The 24621-nt window shown below is 67.7% G+C and carries 22 protein-coding genes, 1 tRNA gene and 3 pseudogenes; 17 read left to right on the forward strand and 9 right to left on the reverse strand.

Annotated elements, in window-relative coordinates:
* Positions 1-8: 8 nt before the first annotated feature.
* Genes RCAP_RS05455 through RCAP_RS05470 form a run of 4 tightly spaced genes read left to right on the forward strand, consistent with a single transcriptional unit; the run spans position 9 to position 5359 of the window.
* Complete coding sequence (locus tag RCAP_RS05455) at positions 9-1043, forward strand: ABC transporter permease (protein ID WP_115503929.1); 1035 nt, start codon at positions 9-11, stop codon at positions 1041-1043.
* Positions 1043-2014: an ABC transporter permease gene (locus RCAP_RS05460; RefSeq protein WP_013066830.1), complete on the forward strand. Its 972-nt coding sequence runs from the start codon at positions 1043-1045 to the stop codon at positions 2012-2014. Before RCAP_RS05455 ends, RCAP_RS05460 begins: the two co-directional genes overlap by 1 nt.
* Entirely contained in the window at positions 2011-3840 is a 1830-nt protein-coding gene (locus RCAP_RS05465) for an ABC transporter ATP-binding protein (protein ID WP_013066831.1), read from the forward strand. Before RCAP_RS05460 ends, RCAP_RS05465 begins: the two co-directional genes overlap by 4 nt.
* A 43-nt stretch (positions 3841-3883) precedes the next feature.
* The gene (locus tag RCAP_RS05470) at positions 3884-5359 is read left to right on the forward strand and encodes a leucyl aminopeptidase family protein (protein ID WP_013066832.1); all 1476 of its coding nucleotides are present in this window, start codon (positions 3884-3886) and stop codon (positions 5357-5359) included.
* Positions 5360-5416: 57 nt separating this feature from the next.
* On the opposite strand, the gene RCAP_RS05475 is transcribed toward RCAP_RS05470, so the two are convergent.
* Entirely contained in the window at positions 5417-6070 is a 654-nt protein-coding gene (locus RCAP_RS05475; RefSeq protein WP_013066833.1) for a pyridoxamine 5'-phosphate oxidase family protein, read from the reverse strand.
* 57 nt (positions 6071-6127) lie between these two features.
* Here RCAP_RS05475 and pdxR point away from each other — a divergent pair, with 57 nt between their 5' ends.
* Positions 6128-7561 carry a MocR-like pyridoxine biosynthesis transcription factor PdxR gene (gene pdxR, locus RCAP_RS05480; protein ID WP_013066834.1) on the forward strand — a complete coding sequence of 478 codons (1434 nt, stop codon included), beginning with the start codon at positions 6128-6130 and terminating at the stop codon, positions 7559-7561.
* A 6-nt stretch (positions 7562-7567) separates the two neighbouring features.
* Here pdxR and RCAP_RS05485 read toward each other — a convergent pair whose 3' ends face one another.
* Both RCAP_RS05485 and RCAP_RS05490 read right to left on the reverse strand, forming a co-directional pair.
* Positions 7568-8986: an amidohydrolase gene (locus tag RCAP_RS05485; protein ID WP_013066835.1), complete on the reverse strand. Its 1419-nt coding sequence runs from the start codon at positions 8984-8986 to the stop codon at positions 7568-7570.
* 228 nt (positions 8987-9214) lie between these two features.
* A tRNA-Gln gene (locus tag RCAP_RS05490) sits at positions 9215-9289 on the reverse strand.
* A 99-nt stretch (positions 9290-9388) separates the two neighbouring features.
* Here RCAP_RS05490 and RCAP_RS05495 point away from each other — a divergent pair.
* The 4 genes and pseudogenes from RCAP_RS05495 (at position 9389) to RCAP_RS05515 (ending at position 13964) form a co-directional block, all read left to right on the forward strand.
* Complete coding sequence (locus RCAP_RS05495) at positions 9389-10576, forward strand: BaiN/RdsA family NAD(P)/FAD-dependent oxidoreductase (RefSeq protein WP_013066836.1); 1188 nt, start codon at positions 9389-9391, stop codon at positions 10574-10576.
* A gap of 512 nt (positions 10577-11088) precedes the next feature.
* Positions 11089-11871, forward strand: a pseudogene (locus RCAP_RS18805) (IS5 family transposase).
* A 532-nt stretch (positions 11872-12403) separates the two neighbouring features.
* A complete protein-coding gene (locus RCAP_RS05510; protein ID WP_187148637.1) occupies positions 12404-12694 on the forward strand; it encodes a helix-turn-helix domain-containing protein in 291 nt (96 codons plus the stop codon).
* Positions 12684-13964: a type II toxin-antitoxin system HipA family toxin gene (locus RCAP_RS05515; protein WP_013066839.1), complete on the forward strand. Its 1281-nt coding sequence runs from the start codon at positions 12684-12686 to the stop codon at positions 13962-13964. Before RCAP_RS05510 ends, RCAP_RS05515 begins: the two co-directional genes overlap by 11 nt.
* A gap of 24 nt (positions 13965-13988) precedes the next feature.
* On the opposite strand, the gene RCAP_RS05520 is transcribed toward RCAP_RS05515, so the two are convergent.
* From RCAP_RS05520 to RCAP_RS19215, 4 genes are all read right to left on the reverse strand, one after another.
* On the reverse strand, positions 13989-14426 hold the full coding sequence (locus RCAP_RS05520; RefSeq protein WP_013066840.1) for a hypothetical protein: 438 nt from the start codon (positions 14424-14426) through the stop codon (positions 13989-13991).
* A 72-nt stretch (positions 14427-14498) separates the two neighbouring features.
* On the reverse strand, positions 14499-15026 hold the full coding sequence (locus RCAP_RS18345; protein ID WP_013066841.1) for a DUF6634 family protein: 528 nt from the start codon (positions 15024-15026) through the stop codon (positions 14499-14501).
* A 119-nt stretch (positions 15027-15145) separates the two neighbouring features.
* A complete protein-coding gene (locus RCAP_RS18350; protein ID WP_131618289.1) occupies positions 15146-15439 on the reverse strand; it encodes a P-loop NTPase family protein in 294 nt (97 codons plus the stop codon).
* Positions 15440-15559: 120 nt separating this feature from the next.
* Positions 15560-16144, reverse strand: coding sequence for an AAA family ATPase (locus tag RCAP_RS19215; protein ID WP_187148642.1), 585 nt, complete (start codon positions 16142-16144; stop codon positions 15560-15562).
* Here RCAP_RS19215 and RCAP_RS18815 point away from each other — a divergent pair.
* Both RCAP_RS18815 and RCAP_RS19220 read left to right on the forward strand, forming a co-directional pair.
* Positions 16053-16604 (forward strand): annotated as a pseudogene (locus tag RCAP_RS18815) (Mu transposase domain-containing protein); the annotation flags it as partial. The gene RCAP_RS19215 and the pseudogene RCAP_RS18815 sit on opposite strands and share 92 nt — an antisense overlap.
* Positions 16605-16613: 9 nt before the next feature.
* A pseudogene (locus RCAP_RS19220) lies at positions 16614-16833 on the forward strand (ATP-binding protein); the annotation flags it as partial.
* 273 nt (positions 16834-17106) lie between these two features.
* Here the strand turns inward: RCAP_RS19220 and RCAP_RS05540 are convergent.
* Positions 17107-17979 (reverse strand): glycosyltransferase family protein, encoded by an 873-nt coding sequence (locus RCAP_RS05540; RefSeq protein WP_013066844.1) that lies wholly within the window; start codon positions 17977-17979, stop codon positions 17107-17109.
* Between the two features lie 96 nt (positions 17980-18075).
* The gene (locus RCAP_RS05545) at positions 18076-18816 is read right to left on the reverse strand and encodes an NAD(P)-binding domain-containing protein (RefSeq protein ID WP_013066845.1); all 741 of its coding nucleotides are present in this window, start codon (positions 18814-18816) and stop codon (positions 18076-18078) included.
* 154 nt (positions 18817-18970) lie between these two features.
* On the opposite strand from RCAP_RS05545, the gene RCAP_RS05550 reads away from it, so the two are divergent.
* From RCAP_RS05550 to RCAP_RS05565, 6 genes are all read left to right on the forward strand, one after another.
* Positions 18971-19780 (forward strand): alpha/beta fold hydrolase, encoded by an 810-nt coding sequence (locus RCAP_RS05550; protein WP_013066846.1) that lies wholly within the window; start codon positions 18971-18973, stop codon positions 19778-19780.
* Between the two features lie 6 nt (positions 19781-19786).
* Positions 19787-21970, forward strand: coding sequence for a putative bifunctional diguanylate cyclase/phosphodiesterase (locus RCAP_RS05555; protein WP_013066847.1), 2184 nt, complete (start codon positions 19787-19789; stop codon positions 21968-21970).
* A gap of 75 nt (positions 21971-22045) precedes the next feature.
* Positions 22046-22210 carry a hypothetical protein gene (locus tag RCAP_RS19540; RefSeq protein WP_013066848.1) on the forward strand — a complete coding sequence of 55 codons (165 nt, stop codon included), beginning with the start codon at positions 22046-22048 and terminating at the stop codon, positions 22208-22210.
* Entirely contained in the window at positions 22207-22368 is a 162-nt protein-coding gene (gene hemP, locus RCAP_RS18820; protein ID WP_013066849.1) for a hemin uptake protein HemP, read from the forward strand. Before RCAP_RS19540 ends, hemP begins: the two co-directional genes overlap by 4 nt.
* 151 nt (positions 22369-22519) lie before the next feature.
* Positions 22520-23839 carry a tRNA (N6-isopentenyl adenosine(37)-C2)-methylthiotransferase MiaB gene (miaB, locus tag RCAP_RS05560; protein WP_013066850.1) on the forward strand — a complete coding sequence of 440 codons (1320 nt, stop codon included), beginning with the start codon at positions 22520-22522 and terminating at the stop codon, positions 23837-23839.
* Between the two features lie 219 nt (positions 23840-24058).
* Positions 24059-24616 (forward strand): OmpA family protein, encoded by a 558-nt coding sequence (locus tag RCAP_RS05565; protein ID WP_013066851.1) that lies wholly within the window; start codon positions 24059-24061, stop codon positions 24614-24616.
* The last annotated feature ends 5 nt before the right edge of the window (positions 24617-24621 follow it).

Genomic DNA, 24621 nt, shown 5'->3' on the forward strand with positions numbered 1-24621 from the left:
CCCCGGACATGACACCCGATCTTATCCCCCCGTCCCCGGCCGCATCGGCCGGGGGCGATCTGCCGCCGCCCGCGGGCCCCTGGCGGCGCGCGCTGACCGGCCTTGCCGCAAGCCCCACCGCGGTGCTTTCGGGGCTGGGCATCCTGCTGATCGTTCTCGCAATGGCGCTTGCGCCGGTCTATGCGAAATATGTCGCCAAGACCGATCCGTTCCGCTCGGGGCTGAGTGCGAAGATCCTGATCGACGGCAAGCGCTCGCCGGTGATGGTGCGCTCGACCGAGGGGCTGGGCCTGGGCGTCACGCCGATCGGCCCGACCTGGGGGCCGCAATATTTCCTGGGCGCCGATGCGCAGGGCCGCGACGTGGCGGCGCGGTTTCTCTATGGCGGGCAGAATTCGCTGTTCATCGCCGGGGCCGCGACGCTTCTGTGCCTTGTCTGCGCGGCGCTTGTCGGCATTGTGGCGGGCTATGCCGGGGGCGTCGTGGACACGGTGCTGTCGAACCTGATCGACATGATCTGGGCCTTTCCGGTCTATCTTCTGGCGATCTCGCTGTCGATCGTGATGCTGGGAAAGACCTTTGATTTCGGGCCGATCCACCTGTCCTCATCTAGCCTGATCGTGCCGATCGTGATCATCGGGCTGGTCTATGTGCCCTATGTCGCAAGGCCGGTCCGCGGCCGGGTGATCGCCATCACCAACAGCGAATTCGTGCTGGCGGCGCGCGGCCTTGGCATCCGGCCCTCGCGCATCCTGTGGCGTCACATCCTGCCCAATGTCGCCACCACGCTGATCGTCTTTGCGCCGATGCTGATGGCGCTCAACATCGTCACCGAAAGCGCGCTGTCGTTCCTGTCGGTCGGCGTGCAGGCGCCCAATGCCAGCTGGGGCACGATCCTGCAGGACGGGCAGGCGCTGCTTTATTCCCGCCCCGTCGTCTCGATGGCGCCGGGGCTGGCGATCATGGTGACGGTGATGCTGCTCAACCTGTTCGGGGATGTGCTGCGCGACATCCTTGATCCGAAATCCGTGCGGGGGCGCTGATGCTGGCGGCAGTTCTGGCGCGGCTTGCGCGGATGGCGGTGGTGATGCTGGGGATCAGCATCCTGACCTTCCTGATCTTTTTCGCCACCCCCGGCGCCGATCCGGCCGCGCGGATCGCCGGGCGCAATGCCGCGCCCGAAACGGTGATCGCGGTGCGGCACGACTTCGGCCTCGATCGGCCGATCTGGGTGCAATACGGGGTGATGATGCGCAAGATGTTCATCACCGGCGATTTGACGTCGTTCGTCAACCGCGGCGAAAAGATCGTGCCCGCGCTGCGCGCCGCCGCGCCGGTGACGCTGTCGCTGGTGGCAGGCGCCGCCGTGCTCTGGATGGTGCTGGGCGCGGTCACCGGCATCCTTGCCGCGGCGACCAAGGACCGGTGGCCCGACAAGATCCTGATGGGCGTCTCGATGATGGCCGTGGCCATGCCGGTCTTCTGGGTCGGCGAGATGGTCAACCTGATCACCCAGAGCCGGTTTCACGACACCTGGGCCTTTTCCTGGGTGCCGCCGCTCGGCTACGTGCCCTTCACCGAAAGCCCCTTGCGCTGGGCCTTGGCGCTGGTCTTTCCCTGGCTGACGCTCGCCTTCCTTTACATCGGGCTTTACGGGCGGATGCTGCGCACGGGCATTCTTGAAACCTATCAGGAAGATTACATCCGCACCGCCCGCGCCAAGGGGCTGACGGCGCGGCGGGTGCTGCTCAAACACGCCACCCGCAGCGCGATCATTCCCGTCGTCATCATGTTCGGCATGGATTTCGGCGTGCTGGTCGGCGGGGCGGCGGTGCTGACCGAAGTCGTCTTCGGTCTCAACGGCGTGGGGCGGCTGACCTATCAGGCGCTCAAGGCGCTGGATCTGCCGATGATCATGGCCTCGGTGCTTTATGCCTCCTTCTTCGTGGTGCTGGCCAATGCCGTCGTCGACCTTCTGTGCATTCTGATTGATCCGAGGATGCGGCGCAAATGACCGATCTTTCCCCCGCCGCGCCGATCCTGAGCGTGCGCGATCTGCGCGTCTCCTTTGCGGGCGCGCGCAAAAGCTGGACCCGGGTGGTCAACGGCCTGTCGCTCGATGTGGCGGCGGGGGAAACCGTGGCGCTTGTGGGCGAATCCGGCTCGGGCAAAAGCGTCACCTCGCTGGCGCTGATGCGTCTGCTCGATCCGGCGACCAGCCGCATCGAGGGGCGGATCACCCTTGACGGCCACGAGGTGCTTGCCCTGTCCGAGGCCGAGATGGTGGCGAAGATCCGCGGCCAGCGCGCCGCGATGATCTTTCAGGAGCCGATGACCAGCCTGCACCCGATCTACACCGTCGGCGATCAGCTGATCGAGGCGCTGACCTGCCACCGGCCGATGCCGCTTGCGCAGGCGCGCAAGGCGGCGGTGGCGCTGATGGAGCGGGTGCGCATCCCCGATGCGGCGCGCAGGCTCGGCGATTATCCGCATGCCTTTTCGGGCGGAATGCGGCAGCGGGTGATGATTGCGATGGCGCTGGCCTCGCGGCCGAAACTGCTGATCGCCGATGAGCCGACGACCGCGCTCGATGTCACGGTGCAGGGCGAAATCCTGTCGCTTCTCAAGGAGTTGCAGGCCGAATTCGGGATGGCGATGCTGTTTGTCACGCATGACATGGGGGTGGTGGCGGAAATGGCCGATCGCACCGTGGTGATGCTGCGCGGCGACGTGGTCGAGGACGGCCCGACCGAACAGGTGTTCCGCGCCCCGCGCCAGCCCTATACCCGCGCGCTTCTGGCCTCGGTTCCGGCGCTCGGTTCGATGGCGGGCGAGCCGGTGCCGCTGCGCTTTCCGGTGATCGACACGGCCACGGGCCAGGTCACGCCGGGCAGGCCGCTGACGCGCCAGCCCGACCTCACGGCGCCGCTGCTTCAGGTGCGCGGTCTGGTGACGCGGTTCGATGTGCGCGGCGGGCTGTTGCGGCGCAGGGTGGCCCGCGTGCATGCGGTGGAAAACCTGTCCTTCGCGATCCATCCGGCCGAAACGCTGGCGCTGGTGGGCGAATCCGGTTGCGGGAAATCGACCACCGGCCGGGCGATCATCCGGCTGGCGGCCGGGCAGTCCACGGGCTCGGTGCGGCTGGGCGAGACCGAGCTTTTCGCGCTCGATCCCGGGCGGTTGCGGCTGCAGCGGCGCGAGATCCAGATGATCCCGCAAGATCCGCTGGCCAGTCTCAATCCGCGCATGACGATCGGCGAGGCGCTGGTCGAGCCGTTCCTCGAACACTGCATGGGCAGCGCCGCCGAGGCCCGCGCCAAGGCCGCGCGGCTGATGGGGCAGGTGGGGCTGGATCCGGCGATGCTGGAACGCTTCCCGCATGAATTTTCCGGCGGGCAGCGGCAGCGGCTCTGCATTGCCCGCGCGCTGATGCTCGACCCGAAGGTGATCATCGCCGATGAATCGGTCTCGGCGCTGGATGTCTCGGTCAAGGCGCAGGTGGTCAATCTGCTGCTCGACATTCAGGAACGCACCGGCATCGCCTTTCTGTTCATCTCGCATGATATCGCGGTGGTGGAACGGATCAGCCACCGCATCGCGGTGATGTATCAGGGCGAGATCGTCGAAATCGGGCCGCGCGCGGCGGTGATGGAAAACCCGCTGCATCCCTATACGCGTCGGCTGATCGACGCGGTGGCGATCCCCGATCCGGCGCGTCGCCATCTGCGCCGCAGCCAGCCGCCGTCGGAACTGATGAACCCGATCCGTGATCTGGGCTTCGTGCCACCGAAACGGCGCTATCGCGAGGCCTCGCCCGGCCATTTCGTGCGCGAGGATTGAGCCTTTCCGCGCGCACCATCCCCTTCAAACTTCAGAGGTTGTCATGCCTGTCACCGTTTCCCGCTCCACCGGCCCGATGCCCGATACCCGCGTCGTCATCCTGCCGCTGACCGCCGCGCTCGCCCTTGGCCCGCGGGCCGCGGCGCTGGAGGCGGCCTCAAAGGGCGCGATCCGCCGCGCGCTGGACGCGGCGCGGTTCAAGGCGGCCGAGGGGGCCTGCCTTGATATTCTGGCGCCGCAGCGGCTGGCCTCTGCGCGCATCATCGTTCTGGGCCTTGGCGCCCCCGAGGCGCTGACCCCCCTTGCGGCGACCCGGGCGGGGGTGGCCCTTGCGCGCCATCTTGAAGCCCTGGGCGAAGAGGCCGCGACGCTGGTGCAGGATGGCGACGGCCCCGAGGCGGCCGAGCTTCTTGCCGCGCTCGTCCACGGGGTGCGGCTGGGCAATTATCGCGCGCCCCTGATGGGCCGCGCCGATCGGCCCTTCACGCTGCAGCTGGCCCTTGCCACCGATCTTGAGGCCGATGCCGCGCTCGCCCGGATGGAGGCGCTGGCCGAGGGGGTGACGCTGGCCCGCGATCTGGTAAACTTTCCGGCCAGCCACCTGCATCCCGACAATTTCGCCGATCATCTTGGCCCGCTTGCCGCCGCCGGGATCGCGATCGAGGTGATGGACGCCGACGAATTGGCGCGTCTGGGGATGAATGCGGTTCTGGCCGTCGGCATGGGCTCGGCGCGCAAGCCGCGGGTGATCACCCTCCGCTATCGCCCCGAGGGCAGCCCCGAAGCGCCCGTCGCGCTGGTCGGCAAGGGGATCTGTTTCGACGCGGGCGGGCTGTGCATCAAGTCCGGGCCGCAGATGTTCGGCATGCGCGCCGACATGAGCGGGGCCGCGGCCGTGATCGGCGCGATGCTGGCGCTGGCGCGGCAGGGCAGCCGCGAACATGTCGTGGGGGTTCTGGGCATCGCCGAAAACCTGCTCTCGGGCAGTTCCTACAAGCCCGGCGACATCGTCACCACGCTCTCGGGCAAGACGGTCGAAGTCTATGACACCGATTGCGAGGGCCGGATGGTTCTGGCCGACATCCTTTATCTTGCGGCCAGCCGTCATAAACCGCGGGTGATCGTCGATCTGGCGACGCTGACCTATTCGGTGATGCAGGGGCTGGGCCATGTCTTTGCCGGGCTGTTCGCCACCGATGATGACCTTGCGGCAGAGCTTCTGGCGGCGGGGGAAAGCGTGGGCGAGCGGTTCTGGCGGCTGCCGCTCGATCCGGCCTATGAGGTGGAGTTGCGCACGCCCTTGGCCGATCTGCGCCAGCATGCCGCCGATCTGCACGATGGCGACGCGCCCCATGCCGCGGCCTTCCTGCGCCAGTTCACCTGCGGCTGTCGCTGGGCGCATCTTGACATCGCGGGCAAGGAACTGGCCGAGAAAGACCTGCCGCTCGCCCGTCGCGGCGGCACCGGCTTCGGGGTTCGTCTGCTTGAAGAGTGGATCACCGAGGTCGCGCAGGCGTAAAGCGCGCGTGCCCGGCTGCGTCGCAAGCCGGGCACGAAAGACCAATCGGCAACAGGCTCAGCCGATCCGCGGCTTGCGGGCGTGATCGGGCACGGAAACGCCCGGCAGGTTGCGCGGATCGGGGATCGGCGCGCCGATCTGCAGCGACACCGGCACCACCCCGGCCCAGATCGGCAGGGCGTAATCTTCCGGCTCGTCATTCGGCCCGCCGCTGCGCAGCTTGGCCGAGCCTTCCGTGATCGGCAGGCCAAGCACCATCGTGCCCTTCAGATCCTGCGGATGATCGGGGCGCAGCCCCTCGTAGCGGCCGGGGAAAAGATGGTTCACGAAAGCCGCAAGCCGGGCCAGTTTCTCGGCCGGATCCTCGACCACGAAGGCGGTGCCAAACAGCGTCACCGAGCGCGAATTGACCGTGTGATGAAAGCCCGAGCGCGCCAGAACGAAGCCGTCAAGGATCGAAACCGAGAGACAGACTTCGGTTCCCTTGCCCGCCCGCAGCGCGCGGCTGGCCGAGGAACCGTGCCAGTAGACATGATCGCCCTCGCGCCATTGCAGCGTGGGCGTCACATAGGGTTTGCCCTCCATCACATAGCCCACCGAACACAGCGGCTGGGCATCCAGAATGGCGTCGATGGTGGCGCGGTCATGGGCGCCGCGCTCGTGCAGGCGGCGCAGGCGGCTGCGTTCGGTGACGGCAAGGCTCTCGCTCATCGGGGTCTCCTGAATCCGTTGCTGTTGCAGGCCTAGCGCGATAGTGGATATGGGAACATGGCCAATCCGGATAAAAAAGACCGATCCACTTTCGAGGCCGCGCTGTTCGGCCTGACGCTTGCCCGCGGGGCCGGGCCGTTGCATCTGCAGCTGACCGAGGCCCTGCGGGCGCTGATCCTGCGCGGCGGCGCGGCCGGGCGGCGGCTGCCTTCCAGCCGGGCGCTGGCGGGCGAGCTGTCGGTGTCGCGGCTCACCGTCACCACCGCTTATGACCAGCTGATCGCCGAGGGCTATCTGCAGACGCGTCCGGGCGCGGGCACTTTCGTGGCCGGGGATCTGCCGCATCTGGCCCCGCCGCCGCCGGGCGTGCCGCCGCTGACGCGTCACACCGCGCCGGTCCTGCCCTTCCTGCCCGGTCTGCCCGATCAGCGGCTGTTTCCGCACCGGCTCTGGGCGCGGCATCTTGAACGGGCCTGGCGCGCGCCCGAGGCCGGGTTGCTGGACCGGGCCGATCCTTTCGGCTGGTATCCGCTGCGCGCCTCGATCGCCGATCATCTGGCGGTCTGGCGGGGCCTTGCCTGTACGCCCGAGCAGGTGGTGATCACCTCCGGCGCGCGCGACGTGACCGAGATCCTGTGCCATGCGCTGTTGCCGCCGGGCGCTGCGGTGGCGACGGAGGACCCCGGCTGGCCGGTGCAGCAGGCGCTTCTGGGCGATCTCGGGGCGCGGCCGCTTCCGCTGCGCATCGGCGCCGAAGGGCTTGACCCGGCAGCGATTCCGCAGGGCACGCAGGCGGTGATCGTCACCCCCTCGCGGCAGTATCCGACCGGGGTGGCGATGGCGCTGCCGCAGCGTCTTGCGCTGCTGGGCTGGGCGCGCGCGACGGGCGGGCTGATCGTCGAGGATGATTACGACGGCGAATTTCGCTATCGCGGCCAGCCGCTGCCCAGCCTTGCCGGGCTCGACGGTCTGCGCGCGACGCTTTATTCCGGCTCGTTCTCGAAGCTGCTGAGCCCGGGGCTTCGGATCGGCTATCTGGTGGTGCCCGAAGCGCTTGCGGGCCGGGTGCGGCGCTATCTGGCGCGGGGTGGGCTGCGGGTCTCGCTGCTGCCGCAACCGGCGCTTGCGGCCTTCATGGCGAGCGGCGAATTTGCCACCCATCTGCGGCGGATGCGCCGCGTTTATGCGGCACGGCAGGCGGTGCTGATCGATGCCTTGCAGCCGGTGGCCGGGCTGCTGGAGCTGCGCCCGGATGCCTCCGGCATGCATCTGGTGGCGCCGCTTGCGGCCGCGCTGCGCGCCCGCGCCTCCGATGCGGAGATCGTCCTGCGCGGCGCCGATCGCGGGCTGACGCTGAAGGCGCTGTCGGCCCATGCGCAGCTGCCCGCGCCGCCGCAGGGCCTTGTGCTGGGCTACACCGCCTTTGACGAGGCGCAGATCCGCGCCGCCGCCGCGCGGCTGTGCGATCTGCTGCGCGAGATCGCCGCCTGAGGCGACTCAGACGGGGCGCGGCACCAGCGGCGGGGCAAGATCGGCGGGCAGGGGGCTGGTATAGGGCGTGCGCGCCAGACGGCGGGCATGTTCGGCCTGCGCCGCGGCCAGCAGCTCGGTATCGGTCCAAAGCCGCTCGGCCAGAAGCGCCATCGCGCTTGCCGCATGCGTCATGCCCTTGTGCGCCGCCGCCGATTTGCCCTGCGCGGTCAGCTGCCAGCTGTGCCCCGGCGTGCCGATCGCATGGCAGGCCACCAGAACTTCGGTCGTGGGCACCGCCCAGGTCACATCCGAGACATCGGTCGAGCCGATCATCTTGTCCCCGCCCGGCTTGAGCGGCACGATCCAGTCGCAGAGCGGCGCCGCGGTGGGCTCCTGCGCCACGGCGCGCCAGGGCGCTTCAAGGTCGGTCGGGCTCAGCGTCGCGCGGATCGCCTCGGCATAGGCGCGGTCGGCGGCATCAAAGGGCACGCCGCCCAGATCCTCCAGCACCTGCTGCATGGCGCGGTCCATCACCTCGTTCACCAGGTTGTTCGACACCGCCGAGATCACCTGAAAATCAACCGCCGTGCCCGTCATCAGCGCCGCGCCGCGGGCCACGTCCTTCACCCGCTCGACCAGCGCCAGCATGTCCGAAAGCTCCAGCGCCCGGATCGAATAGCGCACCCTGGCGCGGGCCTGCACCACATTCGGCGCGGTGCCGCCCGCGTCCATATAGGCGTAGTGGATGCGGGCGCCGTTCACCATATGCTCGCGCAGGTAGTTCACGCCGACCGACATCAGCTCGACCGCATCCAGCGCCGAGCGCCCCAGATGCGGCGTCGCGGCGGCATGGCTGGCGCGGCCGGTGAAGCTGAAATCCATCCGCGTGTTGGCAAGGCTTTCGGGGTCATCGACCCGGGTCATGCCGTCGGGGTGCCAGGTGATCGCGGCATCGACCCCCGCAAAGGCGCCGTCGCGCACCATGAAGGCTTTCGCGGCGCCGCCCTCCTCGGCGGGGCAGCCGTAATAGCGCACCCGGCCCGGCGTGCCGGTGGCGGCCAGCCAGTCCTTCAGCGCGCAGGCCGCCAGAAGCGAGGCCGCGCCCAGAAGGTTATGGCCGCAGCCATGGCCATTGCCGCCCTCGACCACCGGCTGCGGCTCGGCGATGCCCGCGACCTGGCTCAGCCCGGGCAGGGCGTCATATTCGCCAAGGATCGCGATCACCGGCCCGCCGTCGCCCGCTTCGCCCATCACCGCGGTCGGAATGCCTGTGACGTTTTCGGTGACGCGAAAGCCCTTGGCGCGCAGCATCTCGGTGTGGGTGGCACAGGAGGCAAACTCGCCGTAAAGCAGTTCCGGCGTGTCCCAGACCCGGTCGGCGAGCGCCGTCAGATCCTTGCGGTGCCTGTCGATGGCCTCCAGGACGGGATGAGTGTTTCGCATGGGACCTCCGGGCGGTTTTGCGGCCAGACTGGTCCTGCGGAAAGGCCGCGACAAGGCGTGGCGTTGTGTCGGTCACAATCTGTCGAAGGCGCAGATGAGCGGGACGACAGGATCGGGGCAGGGCTGGAGGGGGCATCGGGGGCTTGTGGTGCCCGGTGTGCACCCCGGTTCAGGACGCCTGAGCCCCGAGGGCTGGGTCCAGGTCTTGCAAGACTGATCCGGAAGAAGTGGCTGGGGTACTAGGATTCGAACCTAGGAATGGCGGTACCAAAAACCGCTGCCTTACCGCTTGGCGATACCCCAACGCTGTGCGGCGGTGTTTAGCCAAGGCTGCGGGAGGGCGCAAGAGGAAAAATCACGAAATCCGTTGCGCTTTTTTTCCGCCGCGGGCAAAGCCCTCGCATGACCCAATATGACGCCATCATCCTTGGTGCGGGGGCCGCCGGGCTCTTTTGCGCCGCCGAAGCCACCCGCCGCGGCCGCCGCGTGATCGTGCTGGATCACGCGCAGCGCCCGGGCGAAAAGATCCGCATCTCGGGCGGCGGGCGGTGCAACTTCACCAACCGCGAGCTGACCCGGCAGAACGCGCCCGAACAGTTCCTGTCGGAAAACCCCCGGTTCGCGCTGTCGGCGCTCAGCCGCTTCACCCCCGCCGACATGATCGCCCGGGTGGATGCCGCGGGAATCGCCTGGCATGAAAAGCACCGCGGCCAGCTGTTCTTTGACGGCAAGGCCTGGCAGCTGGTCGATCTGCTGCTGGCCGATCTGCGCGCGGGCGGCGAGATCGGGCTGGGCTGCAGCATCGAGACGGTGCGGCAGGGGGCGCAGGGATTCGAGGTGGTCACCTCGGACGGGATCTTGCGGGCGGCAAGGGTGGTGGTGGCGACGGGGGGCAAGTCGATCCCGAAGCTCGGAGCCACCGGGCTGGGCTATCGCATCGCGGAAAGCTTCGGGCTGCGGCTGACCGAGACCCGGCCCGGCCTTGTGCCGCTGACCTTCGCCGAACAGGATCTGGCGCGCACCGCGCCCCTGGCGGGGATCGGCCTGCCCGCGCGGGTGAGCCTGGGCAAGCGCAGCCTCGAGGAGGATCTGCTGTTCACCCATCGCGGCCTGTCGGGCCCGGCGATCCTGCAGATTTCCAGCTACTGGCGCGAGGGCGACGCGCTGACGATCGACCTCGCGCCGGGGCGCGACATCGCCGCCGAGCTGGCCGCGATCCGGGCCGAGACCGGGCGGATCGCGCTGCACACCGCGCTGGGGCGGCTTTTGCCCGACAAGCTGGCGGCGCTGGCGGTGGCGCAATCGGGGCTGTCGGGGCGGCTGGCCGATCACGGCAACCGCGCGCTGGCGCAGCTGGCGGCGCAGGTGCAGGCCTGGCAGGTGCGTCCCGTGGGGTCGGAGGGCTATCGCACCGCCGAGGTGACGGTGGGCGGCGTGGCGACCGAGGCGCTGGAGGCGAAGACGCTGGAGGCAAAGCAAGTGCCGGGGCTGCATTTCATCGGCGAGGTCGTCGATGTGACCGGCTGGCTCGGCGGCTACAACTTCCAGTGGGCCTGGTCCTCGGCCTGGGCGGCGGCGCAGGTGTTGTGAGCGGGCAGGGGCGCTGCCCCCCCCCTCTTGGCCTGCGTGTCATCTTTCCTTGTCCCCGCAACGTCCTCTCGTGGGTCTATGACCGGAAGTGCCGGTCAATCCGCAGACAATCCCGGACCGTTTCGGCGGTCGTCGGCAGTGCGTCAGGGGCCGAGGGGGAGGCGCGGAAGGGCTGGGGGCAAGTCTGACCTCCCTGATTTGCCCTGAAACTGCCCGGCCCTCAATCTTGACGGAACGGGGGGAACGATCTGGCCGAAATCGTCTGAAAACCGCGCGAAACGGCGCAAGACTCGCTCAGCGCGCGATTGCGAAGGCTGCAAGTGTCAATCTTGCGGCACGTTTGAGGGACCGGCACCCAAATGTCACGTGCCACCCAAACTTGCCGCAAATTGCGGACTTCATGTAAATGAGATTACGTAAGTGCTTGATATGTAGTGGCAATATGGGCCGTGTTGACAAAACGGATTCCCCTCCGTGGTCAGCTGTGATTCAAGATCATCTCTACGTGGGAGGTGACCTTGGCACGCAACCTGATGTCCGACGACGAATGGGCATTCTTTGAGGGCTTCATCCGGGCCGTCCGGCATCCGAACGGGCGCAAGCCTGCGGACCATCGGCTTGTTCTAGATGGCATTTTCCGGATCGCGCGAACCGGTGCGCCGTGGCGGGACCTGCCAGAGGAGTTTGGCAAGTGGTCATCTGTCTACCGGCAGTTCCGGCGCTGGACGCTCGCCGGGCTGTGGGAGGACGTCCTGGATGGCTTGAACCACGCGGGGCGCTGGCGCCCGACAAGCTCCAGATGGTCGACAGCACTGTGATCCGCGCCCATCATCATGCGGCGGGCGCAAAAGGGGGACTCCGAAGAAGCTTTTGGCCGTTCAAGGGGTGGGTTCTCGACCAAGATCCATTTGCGCGTCAACGGTGTCGGCCTTCCGATGAGAACCGAGATCACGCCGGGGCAGGTTTCCGACTACACCGGATATGATCTGGTGATGGCGGACAACCTGCCACAGCCCGCCGGTCTGGTCGCTGACAGGGGCTATGACTCTGATAAGGTTCGAGAAGATATCGATAGTCGTGATGCCCTACCGATGATACCGATGCGCAAGCACCGGAAGGTTCGCAAGGTCGTCGACATGGCCATATACACGTTGCGCAACAGGGTCGAGCGCTGCTTCAACAAGTTGAAGAACAGCCGTCGGCTGGCAACCCGATACGACAAAACCGCAGACAGTTTCCTCGGCTTCATAGACATCGCCTGCATCAGGCTCTGGCTCCGCCATTTGTCAACATGACCTAAGACAACTTCTGCACTCTACCTGTGGCAGCCCCAAGAAAATGGAAAGTATTTATCGGAAAAAAGTTGTTCAGTATTGACTTGTGGCTGCAGACTGTTGCGTTGCTGGGCGTATATCGCATAAATATCTATATTTTTCAGTCATATGTGGCGTGGCGCATCGTTCTGAGTGGCGCAGGGTGAATGGTTGCACTCCTCCCCCAGGGGCGGAGGTTCAGCCCCCGCTGATCGGAGCCTCGAAGGGGCGGGCATCTGCGCGCAACCTGATCCCAGCCGACAGTTCGACCGGTAAGGCCCGATCGGGCCGCTCGAGCAGGGGAAAGGTTGTCCTGCTCACGTTTGTGGATCAACAGTATTCGGAATATTGTTTCTTATAGGTATTTTTAAGAACTTAAAGTGCATTAAAGGGATCAAATCACATGTAGTGCGTTGAGTCCATCGTCGCAATGCCCTAAGGTGCCGCCATCAAAACCCCTCATTCCGCCCGTCCGATGGAACGTCTCCAGCCGCTGTCCCTTGCCACGCGTCGCATGCTTGCGCTGCTCGCCGACGAGATTCAGGCGCGCCGGAAGCTCTTGCGCTGGAGCGAGCAGGACCTTGCCGACCGGTTGGGATGCGCGCGAAAGACGGTGCGGGCACTGGAAAGCGCAAAGCCCTCGGTGGCGATCGGCACGGTGTTCGAGGCTGCGGTTCTGGTCGGGCTGGATCTGTTCGGGGGCGAGGCTGCGGTCGAGGCGCGGCATGCCGAGACCCGGCTTCGGCTCGATCTGCTGCCGCGTCGCATCCATTCCCGCAAGCCGGAGCTGAAGGATGATTTCTGAACCGACGGAACTCTTTGTCTGGATCTGGCTGCCGGGCGCGTCGCAGCCGGTGGTGGCCGGGCGGGTCGCACGCGAAGGCACGCGGATATTCTTCAACTACGGGCGCAGCTACCTTGAGCGGCCCGATGCGATCGCCGTTTTCGATCTCGACCTGCCGCTGCGTGCGGGGTTGATCGATCCGCCGCCCGGGCACGATCTGGCGCCAAGCCTGCGCGATGCGCTGCCGGACCGTTGGGGGCGGCGCGTCATTGTGCATGACCTTCTGGGATATCGGCGCGACGAGATCGCCGGGGATGCCTTTGGCGAGATGACCTTCATGGCGCGGTCTGGCTCCGATCGGATCGGGGCGCTCGATTTTCAGGCCTCGGGGCAGGAGTATCTGCCGCGGGAGGGCGAAGAGGCGAGCCTCGACGAGCTTATGGCTTTTTCCGACCGGATCGAAGCCGGGGAGCCCGTTCCGCCTGCGCTCGACCGGGCGGTGCTGCACGGCAGTTCCATCGGTGGCGCGCGTCCCAAGGCGCTGCGCACCGATGCGGGATCCGGGCGCAAGCTGATCGCGAAATTCTCGGCGGCGAGTGACAGTTTTGCGATGGTGAAGGCGGAATTCGCCGCCATGCGGCTGGCGGCCCTGGCCGGGATCGACACCGCCCCCGTCACGATCACCCGAGCGCTTGATCGCGACGTTCTCCTGGTGGAGCGGTTCGACCGGGTTCCCGCTGCGGCGGACGGATGGGCGCGCAGGGCGATGGTTTCGGCGCTGACCTGGACGCAAGAGCACGAGATGGCGGCGCATCACATCTCCTATCCCGGGCTCGCCGACATCATTCGCAAGAAGTTTCATGCGCCGAAACAGACCCTGCGCGAGATGTTTTCGCGGCTGACTTTCAACATTCTGGTCGGCAATACCGATGACCACGCGCGCAACCATGCGGCCTTTTGGGATGGCAAGCTGCTGCGCCTGACACCTGCCTACGACATTGCCCCGCAGCGGCGCGCGGGCAGCGAGGCGAACCAGGCGATGATCATCGCCGAGGGGCGCCGGACGTCGCAGTTGACCCTCGCCCTGAGCGCCGCGCCGGCGTTCTTGCTTGATACCGGGACTGCCCGCGGGATCATCGATGCGCAGGTCGAGACAATCGCGCGGCATTGGCGGCAGGTCTCTGATGAGGCGGGCATGACGCAAGTCGAGCGGCGCTTTTTCGCGGGGCGCCAGTTTCTGCCGGCCTATGCGTTCGACGACTACGGTCCGGCGGTGGGTCTCGAACCCTGACCGCAGGACGGTCGGGGCCGTCTCTCACCGACCGATCTGGCGTTGCTCCAGGGTCTCATCGTCGCCGTCGCCGCGCATCGCGTCGGCGATCAGGTGATCGACCATCTCTTCGAAATAGCCGATCAGTTCCCGGTGCAGCGTGCGAAATTCCGCAGCCACGGTCGCCTCGAACGCGCGCTGCCGCACGCGGACCATCACCGTGGTGCGGCGCTGCCGGGGATAGCGGTAGGGGCGCACGCCGTGCTTGCGGCAGAGCGCCACGAAGATGCGCACCGACCAAGTGTCGGGAAAGGTGTATTGCATCTCGGTTTCAGGTTCGTCAACGGGCGCATCGGCGCCAAGACGGGCCTGCAAGCGGTCGATCGCCGCCCCGGCGGCGGCGCGCTCGCCCTCGGTGGCGCCGCGTGCGAAGAGAGCCTCGAGCCGGGCGAGCTTGGCGCGAATTTCGGCGTCTCGGGACATGGTTTTCTCCGGGCAATGGGGGCTTGCGCCAGATCTGGCGAGAGCGAACCCTCCCTTGCCCCGGCGAAGGGCTCAGGTCCAGCCCCCGGCGATCGGAACATTGAAGAACTGCGCATCTGCGCGCAACCTACCCTTGGCGCGCAACGCAGCGAGGACGGCCCGATCGGGGCGGCCGAGCAGGTTATAGCGCGAAAATGTGCGTGCCCATCCCTTGTCGAGAGCGATGCGAATAAGCGGCGAGGTCATCGTCCGGGCGCCCTTGCGCAAACGAGGATGACCGGTGACGACGCCGACCGGCACCGGCAGATTGTCGACCACGGCCGCGCACCAGCGATCGATCCGGGGCGCATCGGCAAGCATGATCGGCTCTGGCTCGGCCTGGGTCAGCGCATCGAGATGGTTGCACAGGCTGACCAGATCCCGCGCCAGGATCGGTGCGGCAGGATCCAGGCTTTGTGCCCAACGCCAGGTGCCCAGCAGCTGGGCGATATCCGGGGTGATGTCGCGTTGCGCGCCCGGACGCAGATGTATTGTGTCGCGCAGCGCGTCGGAGAGGCGCTGCAATGGGCGCAGCGGATCGACGATATCATCGGGTGTCATTGCGGCCCTCCGGGTCACGGGAAGAATGCGAAAACGGCGCCGGATCAGTGATGCCGAGAGCGTCGGCCATAGCCGCGCACCACCGCGACCCAGTCCAGCAACTGCCTCAGGCTGAGGGGCTATCCCGCAAGGACGGTGAGCAATTCGCGACCATGGGCCACGGTCTCGACATCGTCGATAGCGGCGGTCATCCGGTCATAGAGCGCCAGCAGATCCGGCAGCCCCGGGTCGGGCACATGCAACACCCTGCACCGATCCTGCAGCGGCACGGGGACGTTGCGCAGATCATTGGCCGTCAGCGCCCAGCTGATATGCGACACGTCGATCCGCACGCGGTGGACCGGGCATTCGGAGTGCGCCGCGGTCCCGGGATCGAGCACCTCGAGCAGGCTCGTGACGATGGGCCTACTCATGCCGCGATCGCTGGTGACCACCCCCGCCTTGTCGATTTCATCGACTATTATCAGCGGTTTGGCCACGCGCGTTGCCAAAAGAATCTCGACCGGGACGCTGGGTGTGGCGCTGCCCCAACCCTATTCGACGCCTCCGATCCGGAACCCCGAAGACCCGGATCCGACGTCGATCCGACGCAACGGCACGCCCGCAACTGCCGCGAGCTGGCGCGCATAATGACTCTTGCCGCAACCCGGGTTGCCGACCAAGAGGATCGGGGGCAGGCGCAGCCCGGTGTGGCCGGTGGAGACGGATGAGAGCAACTGCTGCCAGATCACTGTCGAGACCGCTGCCATCCACGGTGCCTCGGCATGCAGCGCGGCGGTCAGGACATCGATCTCATGCGGCGTTCTGGGGCCAACGACCCGCGCGCCTTCGCGGGCGATACGGCGGAGGGCCGCGCGTTGCTCAGACTTGAGTTCCGCGATGCCTGGCAGGGCCGCGAGCTTGCGTCTGAGGCAGGCTTCGATCCGAGACTGTAGCCGGCCGGCCGGGAAATATGCGGTGTTGCCATGACGCGCCTGCCAGCGTTTGCGGAGCGCGTTCGTCACTTCGGTCGCGTCCCCGAGGCTCCACAGCGTGCCCGCTTCCGTGTCAAAGACCTGCACCGTGCGGTTCGATAATAACAAGTATTCCGTCCTGGCCACGGCCGTCGGCCGTCCCATCGAGGTGCATGCCTATGCCGAGCGGATCGTGATCCGGCAAGATGGAGTGATCGTGGGAGAGCACGCCCGCGCCTTCGGGTGGGGTCAGACAGTCTATGATCCATGGCACTATGTACCTGTTCTGGCACGCAAACCCGGCGCGCTGCGCAACGGTGCGCCCTTCAGGGACTGGGTTCTCCCACCCGCCATGGCCGCGATCCGGCGCAAGCTGAAGGGCAGCGATGATGGCGACCGGCAGATGGTCCAGATCCTGAGCGGCGTGCCTAATGACGGGTTGCAGGCCGTCGAAGCCGCCTGTCGGGAAGCCGTGGATCAAGGCGTCCATTCCGCGCCGGTCGTCATCAACATCCTTGCGCGCCGACGCGACCCAGCCCCGCCACCGCTTCTATTCACCCCCACCGCGCTACGCCTGACCCACGAGCCCGTGGCCGATTGCGCCCGCTATGACAGCCTCAGGAGGACCAGCCGACACCTGATCAGCCGCCTCTACGAACGCACATCCATCCTCGTCACCACCAACCTCGCCTTCGGCGAATGGCCGTTCGCCATGGGCCTCGGACCAGTGGCGGCTCCATGGCTCACTCTTCGGCGACGCCAAGATGACCACGGCACTCCTCGACCGCCTGACCCATCACTGCGAGATCATCGAAACCGGTAACGAGTCCTGGCGCTTCAAAAACCGCGCCTGACCCCGATCAGGGCCTGACCCGCCTCCACTCTGTGATCAGTTCCGTCGGCTCAGGCCCTGATCTCTACGCCGCAAAGGGGGGCAATCTTGAATGCCGATAAGGGGTCAGTTTTGCCTGCCGATTGACAGATTTGGCCGAAATCGTCTGAAAACCGCGCGAAACGGCCGCAGAATCGCTCAGGCGCGATTGCGGAAGCTGCAAGTGTCAATCTTGCGGCGTTTCCCCGTCATTGCGGCACGTTTGAGGGACCGGCACACAAACGCACGGCCGCCCTCAGAACCACTGGCCCGGCTCCATCAGGCCGAGGTCCATCAGCTGGCGGCTTGACCACTCGAAGGGCACCGAATTGTCCCACCGAAACGTCGGGATGTCATAGGTCGAGCCCGGATTGCGCTTGAGCGCCTTGGCCACCCGGAAAGACGCGATCGCTGCCGTCAGATTGTGGTGCCAGGGACAGGCATAGGTGTTCCTCTCCTCGTCCGAGAGCGTGTGATCGGCCCGCAGTTCCAGACCCGGGGCGGTGCGAAACAGCGCGATCCGGTCGATCTTGCGCCGCGCCGGGGGGATATGCTCGTCGAACCGCCAGCGCAGACCGCCGAAGAAATCCAGCTGTCGTTCGCGCGGGCGGCCCGGATTGCCCGGATCGGGGCGGCTCAGCGCGTAATAGCCGGTGCGGTCCAGCATCGCCTCGGCCAGGTTCACCCCGTCGGGGTTCTTGCCCAGATCGGCGGCGTAAAGGTCGATCACGTAGCTCAGCATGCCGAAACGGCGTTCCTCGGTGTGGAAGGCCAGCATTTCCCGGACCGTGCGGGTCTCGCAGAAGGGATAGAAGAGATATTCGGCGTTGAAGCCGTAATAGAACCAGGTGCCGGTCGGCGCGGCCGCGATCAGCGGGTTCAGCGCGTCCAGAAAGGCCTCGGGGTGCGCGGCGATCCAGGGAATGCGATGGACCTGCGCCGCCAGATCGGCGGGCAGGCGCAGCGCCTCGGGGGCGCAGAGGATCAGCGTGCGAAAGCCGAGCTTGAGATGGTGGCGCAGCGTGCTTTCCACCTCGACCAGATCCTCGACCAGGATCACCGCGACCGGCCCTTTGGCCAGAACCTCGCGCGCCACGCGCAGGAAATCGGTCTGCGAAGCGTAATCCATGCCGTCATGCCCCCTTTTGCGCAGGGTCGCGGATGGCGCGGGCAAATGCAAGCGGGCTTGACCGCGGCAACAGCGGAGCAGGGCAGGGGGGAGGGCTCAGCGCGGCGGCGCCCGCCCGGCCAGATCGTCAAGCCCGGCGCGCAGATCCCCTGTCAGCCCCGCGCGCTCCATGTGCTGGCGCAGCCGCCGGTTGTAGCCGCCCGGGGTGTCAAGCGCCGTCAGAAGATCGCGCAGCGGACCGGCGGCCAGGCTGGTGGCGACGAGATCGCGCAGGAAGACCTCGGCCGCGGCGGGGTCGCTGACGCGCGGGGCCAGCCAGGCCGCGGTGTCCGCCAGCGCCAGCGCCAGCGGCGACAGCACCGCCTGCGCCACCAGAAAGTCGGCCAGCTCGGCCTCGGAGGCGAGCGCGAAAATCCGGTTGCGCGCGCCGAACAGCGCCGTGACCAGCCCGGTGTCGCCAAAGGCCAGGATCGGCGATCCGCCCGCGGCGATGGCGGGATAGGGCAGCATCACCGCCTCGGCCCGGGCCGGGGCGACCCAGGCCGCGACCTCGGTCAGCGCCGCCCCCGCCATCAGAGAGATCACCCGCTGCCCGGGCCGGAACCGCAGCCCTGGCAGAACTGTGGCCGCTGCCCCCGCGACAAGGCCGAGGATCACCACATCGGCCGCCTCCAGCACCGCCTGATTGGGCGCCACGCGCAGCCCCGCGACCTCGCGCGCCAGCGCCGCCGCCCGGGTCGCGCTGCGGTCGGAGACGGTGATCTCGTGGCCGTCCGCGGCAATCCCCCGCACCACCGCCTCGGCGATCGCGCCCGTCCCCAAGATCCCGATCCGCATCCGCCCCCCGTTCGCGCCCCCGCGATTTGCCTCAGACAAACCGGAACACGCGCGGATTGCAAAGATTTTCGCGCGGCAAGGTTTGCAGAACGAATTTTGGCCGGTAGAGTTGTGTTTGATGCGGGACCGATTCAACTTTCGGGGGCAGGGGGCGATGCTTGACAGCCTGGATTGCAACCTTTGCATGCTTGGCGCGCAGGGCGCGCCGGTGGTCTTGTCGCATGGCTACGGCTGTGACCAGACCGTCTGGAAGGATGTCGCGCCGTCGCTGGCGCTGCGGCATCGGGTGGTGCTGTTCGATCACGCGGGCTGCGGGGGCGCCGATCCGGCGCTTTACGACCGTCAGCGCCATGCCCGCCTGCAGGGCTATGCCGAGGATGTCATCCGCCTGCTGACCCGGCTCGATCTGGGGCCGGTGCGGTTCGTCGGCCATTCCATCTCCTCGATGATCGGCGCGCTTGCGGCACTCGAGCGGCCCGATCTTTTCGCCGAGCTGGTGATGATCGGCCCCTCGGCCTGCTATCTGGACGAAGAGGGCTATCACGGCGGTTTCAGCCGCGACACGGTCGAGGATCTGCTGGCGCTGATGGACCGCAATTTCATTGGCTGGGCGGCCAGTTTCGCGCCGGTCGCCACCGGCAACCCCGACCGGCCGGATCTGGCGCGGGACTTCGCCCGGCGGCTGCAGCGCAACGACCCCGAGATCGCCTCGGCCTTTGCCCGCGCCACCTTCTTTTCCGACACCCGGGCGTTCTTGCCGCTGTTGCGGGTGCCGGTGCTGATCCTGCAATCGCCCGACGATCCGATCGCGCCGGACACCGCGGTCGATTTCGTGCATCGGGCGATCCCGGGCAGTCGGCTGGTGCGGCTCGACAGTTCCGGCCATTGCCCGCATATCAGCCATCCGCAGGCGGTGGCCGCGGCGCTGCGGACCGCCTTTGACACGCCGCCGCCGCAGGCCTGATGTGTGATGAGCCCGCCGACGCCCCCCATCTCTCTCTCGGCGCGCGGGACGCAGGAACCGGACCTGGCGGCGCCGGACGCCGATCATGGCGCCGCCTTGCGGGCCGCGCCTTGCGGGCTTTTGCAGCTGGATGCCGCCGGGCGCATCGAAAGCGCGAATGCGACGCTGTGCGACTGGATCGGGCGTCCCGCCGCCGAGGTGATCGGCCGGCTTGATCTGGCGGCGCTGCTGTCTCCGGCGGGGCGGCTGTTCTGGACCACGCATCTGCTGCCGCAGCTGCGGCTGAACGGGCGGCTGGACGAGGCGTCGCTGTCGCTGCCCGACCGCCGCGGCGGGGCGCGGCGCTGCCTGCTGTCGGCGCGGCGAAACCCGGACGGGGGCAGCGTGCTGGTGCTGTTCGAGGCCGAGCGGCGGCATCTGTTCGAAGAGGACCAGGCGCGCGAGGTGGCGCTGGCGCAGACCCGCGCGCATTGGCTGACGCAGATCGAGCGCATGGCCGAGGTGGGCGCCTGGTGCTGGGATCCGGCACAGGACCGGCTGCAGGGCTCGGACCGGATGTTCGACATTCTCGGGCTGCGGCCGGGCCCGGCGGACGGGCTTGACGCGCTGCTCGACCGGCTGGTCTCGGAGCCGCTGCGGCGGCAGCTGCGGGCCAGTCTGACCGCGCCCGGGGGGCTGCATCCGCCGCTGGATCTGGAGGCGGCGATCCGCACCCCCGCGGGGGCGCTGCGGCAGATCCGGCTGTCTTGCGAGGCGCTTTGGGCAAAGGGCCGGGTCGAGCGGGTGCAGGGGGTGATCTGCGACATCACCCGGGCGCAGGAAGACCGGCAGCGGCTGTGGCGGATGGCGCATGTCGACGATCTGACCGGGCTGGCGAACCGGCACCACTTCCGCAGTCGGCTGCGCGACGCCTGTGCCGCGGCGGATCCGCTGGCGCTGGTGGTGATCGACATCGCCGATTTCGGCGCGGTGAACCATCGCTTCGGGGCGGATCGGGCCGATGCGATGCTGCGCGAGATCGGCGGGCGGCTGGCTTCGCTGCTGCCCGGGGACGGGTTCGCGGCCCGGCTGGTGGGCGACGAATTCGCGCTGCTGCTGCCCGCCGCCGATCCCGATGCGGCGGCGCGCGGGCTGGCGGCGGCGGCGGCGGCGGCGCTCGAGGCGCCGCTGGCCGGGTTCGGCGGCACGGTGCGGCTGCGCGCGGCGATGGGGCTTGCGGCCTTCCCCGAGGATGGCCGCGCCCCCGAGGCGCTGTTTGCCCGCGCCAAGGAGGCGCTGAGCGAGATCAAGCGCGCGGGCGGCGGCGCCGATTTCCTGCGCGGCGCGATGCTGGCGCGGGTCGGCGCGCGGCGGCGGGCGATCGGCTGCGTGCGCGACGCGGTGCAGGAGGACCGGATCCGGGTCTGGTATCAGCCGAAGCTGCGGCTGGCCGATGGCGCCCCGGATGGCCACGAGGCGCTGGTGCGGATCTTCGACCGGGCCGGGCAGATCAGCGGCCCCGGGGATTGGGCCGAGGCGCTGGACGATCCCGAATGCGCCGCCCTGCTGGATGCGGCGGTGCTGCGCCGGGTGCTGGCCGATCTGCGCCGACCGGAGCCGGGGATGGGGCCGGGACTGGGACGGGTGGCGGTGAATGTCTCGGAACACAGCCTGCGGCGGGGCGATTTCGCCACGCATCTGCTGCGGGCGCTGGCGCGGGCCGGGGTGGCGGCGGCGCAGATCGAGCTGGAGATCGTCGAGACCGTGCTGGTGGACCAGCGCACCCCCGAGCTGGTGGCGGGGTTCGAGCGGCTGCGCGCGGCCGGGATCCGGATCACGCTGGATGATTTCGGCACCGGCTTCGCCTCGCTGTCGCATCTGCGCGATCTGCCGATCGACGGGCTGAAGATCGAGAAATCCTTCGTGCTGGGGCTGCAGGCGGATGCGCGCAACGCGCCGATCCTGCGCGCCATCGTGATGCTGGCGCAGGCGCTGGGTCTGCACACCGTGGCCGAGGGGGTGGAAAGCGCCGAGGTGGCCGATCTGTTGCGCGACCTCGGGTGCCAGACGGCGCAGGGCTATCATTTCGGCCGCCCGCAACCGCTGCCGGAGCTGGCGCCAGAACTGGGGCCGGACCTGGGGCCGGAGCAGGCGCCGCTGCCGCTGCCGGTCCCCGTCGCGACGGGGCTGCCGCAACGGGTTCCCGACTAAAAGATTCGGGCTTTACATACCCAATCATTTCTGTCAGGTTTAGGTCATTGATCGCAACCCGCCGAGGATCTGCCCATGGCCCTTGCCCTTCCCTTCCGCACCTGCCCGGCCGCGCCGCAGCGCGACGACCGGGGGCAGGTTTCCTTCTCGCTCTCCGATCTTGTCGCCGCGCTGTGCACCGGGCTCGATCACGCCCATCGCCACGAAACGATCCTGGACCGGCGGGAGGGACGCGCATGAACATGAGCCTTCCGCTGTCGGGCAGTGCGACCCCGGTCCTGCCCGCCCATGATGCGCGCATCCTGACCCGGGGCGGCAATCTGGCACAGATCGATCTCGACGGACAAACCTATACGCTGCGTATCACGCGGCAGGGAAAGCTGATCCTGACCAAGTAAGATCGCGGTCGGCCAGCGTCCCCGCACTCTCTCATCGCTGACTTGGGGCCGGGCAACCGGCCCTTTTTTTCTGCCCCGGCGGCACCGTCCCGCCGCAAAACTTGCGGCACGGGCCCGTTTGCGGTATCGGGCGCCAACCCCGGGAGGCCCCATGTCCGACGCGCCGAAAAAGCTGCACATCAAGACCTATGGCTGTCAGATGAACGTCTATGACAGCGAGCGCATGGCCGAGGCGATGGGCGTGCAGGGCTATACCCTGACCGATGACCCGGCCGAGGCCGACATGGTGCTGCTCAACACCTGCCACATCCGCGAAAAGGCCGCCGAAAAGGTCTATTCCGATCTGGGCCGGCTGCGCCCCTTCAAGGAGGCGAAACCGGGGCTGACGATCGGCGTCGCGGGCTGCGTCGCGCAGGCCGAGGGTGCGGAGATCATGCGCCGCATGCCGCTGGTCGATCTGGTCGTGGGCAGCCAGAACTACCACCGCCTGCCCGAGATGGTGGCGGCGGTCGGGCGCGGCGAACGCCCGGTGGACACCGAATTCCCCGCCGAGGACAAGTTCGAGCGTCTTCCCGAACGCCCGGTGCAGGCGCGGCCCACGGCCTTTCTGACCGTGCAGGAGGGCTGCGACAAGTTCTGCGCCTTCTGCGTCGTGCCCTATACGCGGGGCGCGGAAATCTCGCGTCCGGTGGCGCGCATCCTGACGGAAGCCGAAAAGCTGGTGGCCAAGGGGGTGCGGGAAATCACGCTTCTGGGCCAGAACGTCAACGGCTATCACGGCGACGGCCCGGACGGCAGCTGGGGGCTTGGCCGTCTGGTGCGGGCGCTGGCCCGGATCGACGGGCTCGACCGCATCCGCTACACCACGAGCCACCCCAACGACATGGCCGAGGATCTGATCGCAGCGCATGGCGACGAACCGAAGCTGATGCCCTATCTGCATCTGCCGGTGCAATCGGGCTCGGATCCGATCCTGAAGGCGATGAACCGCAAGCATACCGCCGAGGATTATCTGCGCCTGGTCGAGCGGCTGCGCGCGGCGCGGCCCGATCTGGTGCTGTCGTCCGATTTCATCGTCGGCTTTCCCGGCGAGACCGAGGCCGATCATCAGGCCAGTCTGGATCTGATCCGCGCCGTGGGCTTTGGCGCGGCGTTTTCGTTCAAATATTCGCCGCGTCCGGGCACGCCCGCCGCCAGCCGCACCCCGGTCGCGGCCGAGGTGGCGGATGCGCGGCTGCAGGAGCTGCAGGCGCTGATCACCGCGCAGCAGAAGGCCACGCAGCTCTCGATGGTCGGGCGCAAGGTGGGCGTGCTGTTCGAAAAGCCCGGCCGTCTGCCCGGGCAATGGGTCGGCAAGTCGGATTACCTGCATGCGGTGCATGTCACGGCCGAGGGCATCGGCCCGGGCACATTGGCGCAGGTGAGAATCACCGCTTCGGCGCCGAATTCGCTGGCGGGCGAGGTGCTCTGACCCGCTGGGGCAGTCCGGAAAAGCTTTCCCGATTGCACGGGATTTGCCGCATCTGCCGCGAAACTGCCCCAATTCGCGCAAATTGCGCCCCGGTTTGTTCCCGCTGGCGCCACAATAACCGGGCGAAAGCCCTTTCCTTGTTTCAAGGTTTTGTTACTGTGGTTCATATTCGTTAACGCCCCGGCCCGGCCGGGGCGGCCATTCTAGGAGGCGTGGGGGATGACAAGATTGACCCTGGGGGGGGCACCCGTGGTCGCGATCTTTGGTGCGGCGGCTCTGGCTCTGGCGGCTTCGCTGGGCCCGGTGGCGGCGCAGCAAAAGGCCGAGACCTACATTCCGGCGATCTGGATCGACCCTGACGGCTGCGAACATTGGGCGATGGATGACGGCACCGAAGGCTACATGGACGCGCGCAAGACCCGCGACGGCCGCCCGGTCTGCCATCGCAACGTCTGCGGCGTGCTGCAGACCGACACGCTTTTCGCCACCGACAGCACGAAGCTGACCGCCTCGGGGCGCGGATATCTGCAGCAGTTCTTCACCACCGCGCAGGCGCGCAGCTTCATCATCACCGGCCATACCGACAGCCGCGCCTCGGATGAATACAACATGCGCCTGTCCAAGGGCCGCGCCGAGGCCGTGGCGGGCGTCGCGCAGCAGGTCGGCGCCCCGGTGCTGGCGGTGAACTGGTATGGCGAACGGATGCCGAAAGCGACCAACGCCACCGCCGCGGGCATGGCGCAGAACCGCCGCGTCGAAGTGATCTGCGTGAAGTGAGGGGC

The sequence above is a fragment of the Rhodobacter capsulatus SB 1003 genome (assembly GCF_000021865.1).
Classification (GTDB): Bacteria; Pseudomonadota; Alphaproteobacteria; order Rhodobacterales; family Rhodobacteraceae; genus Rhodobacter; species Rhodobacter capsulatus_B.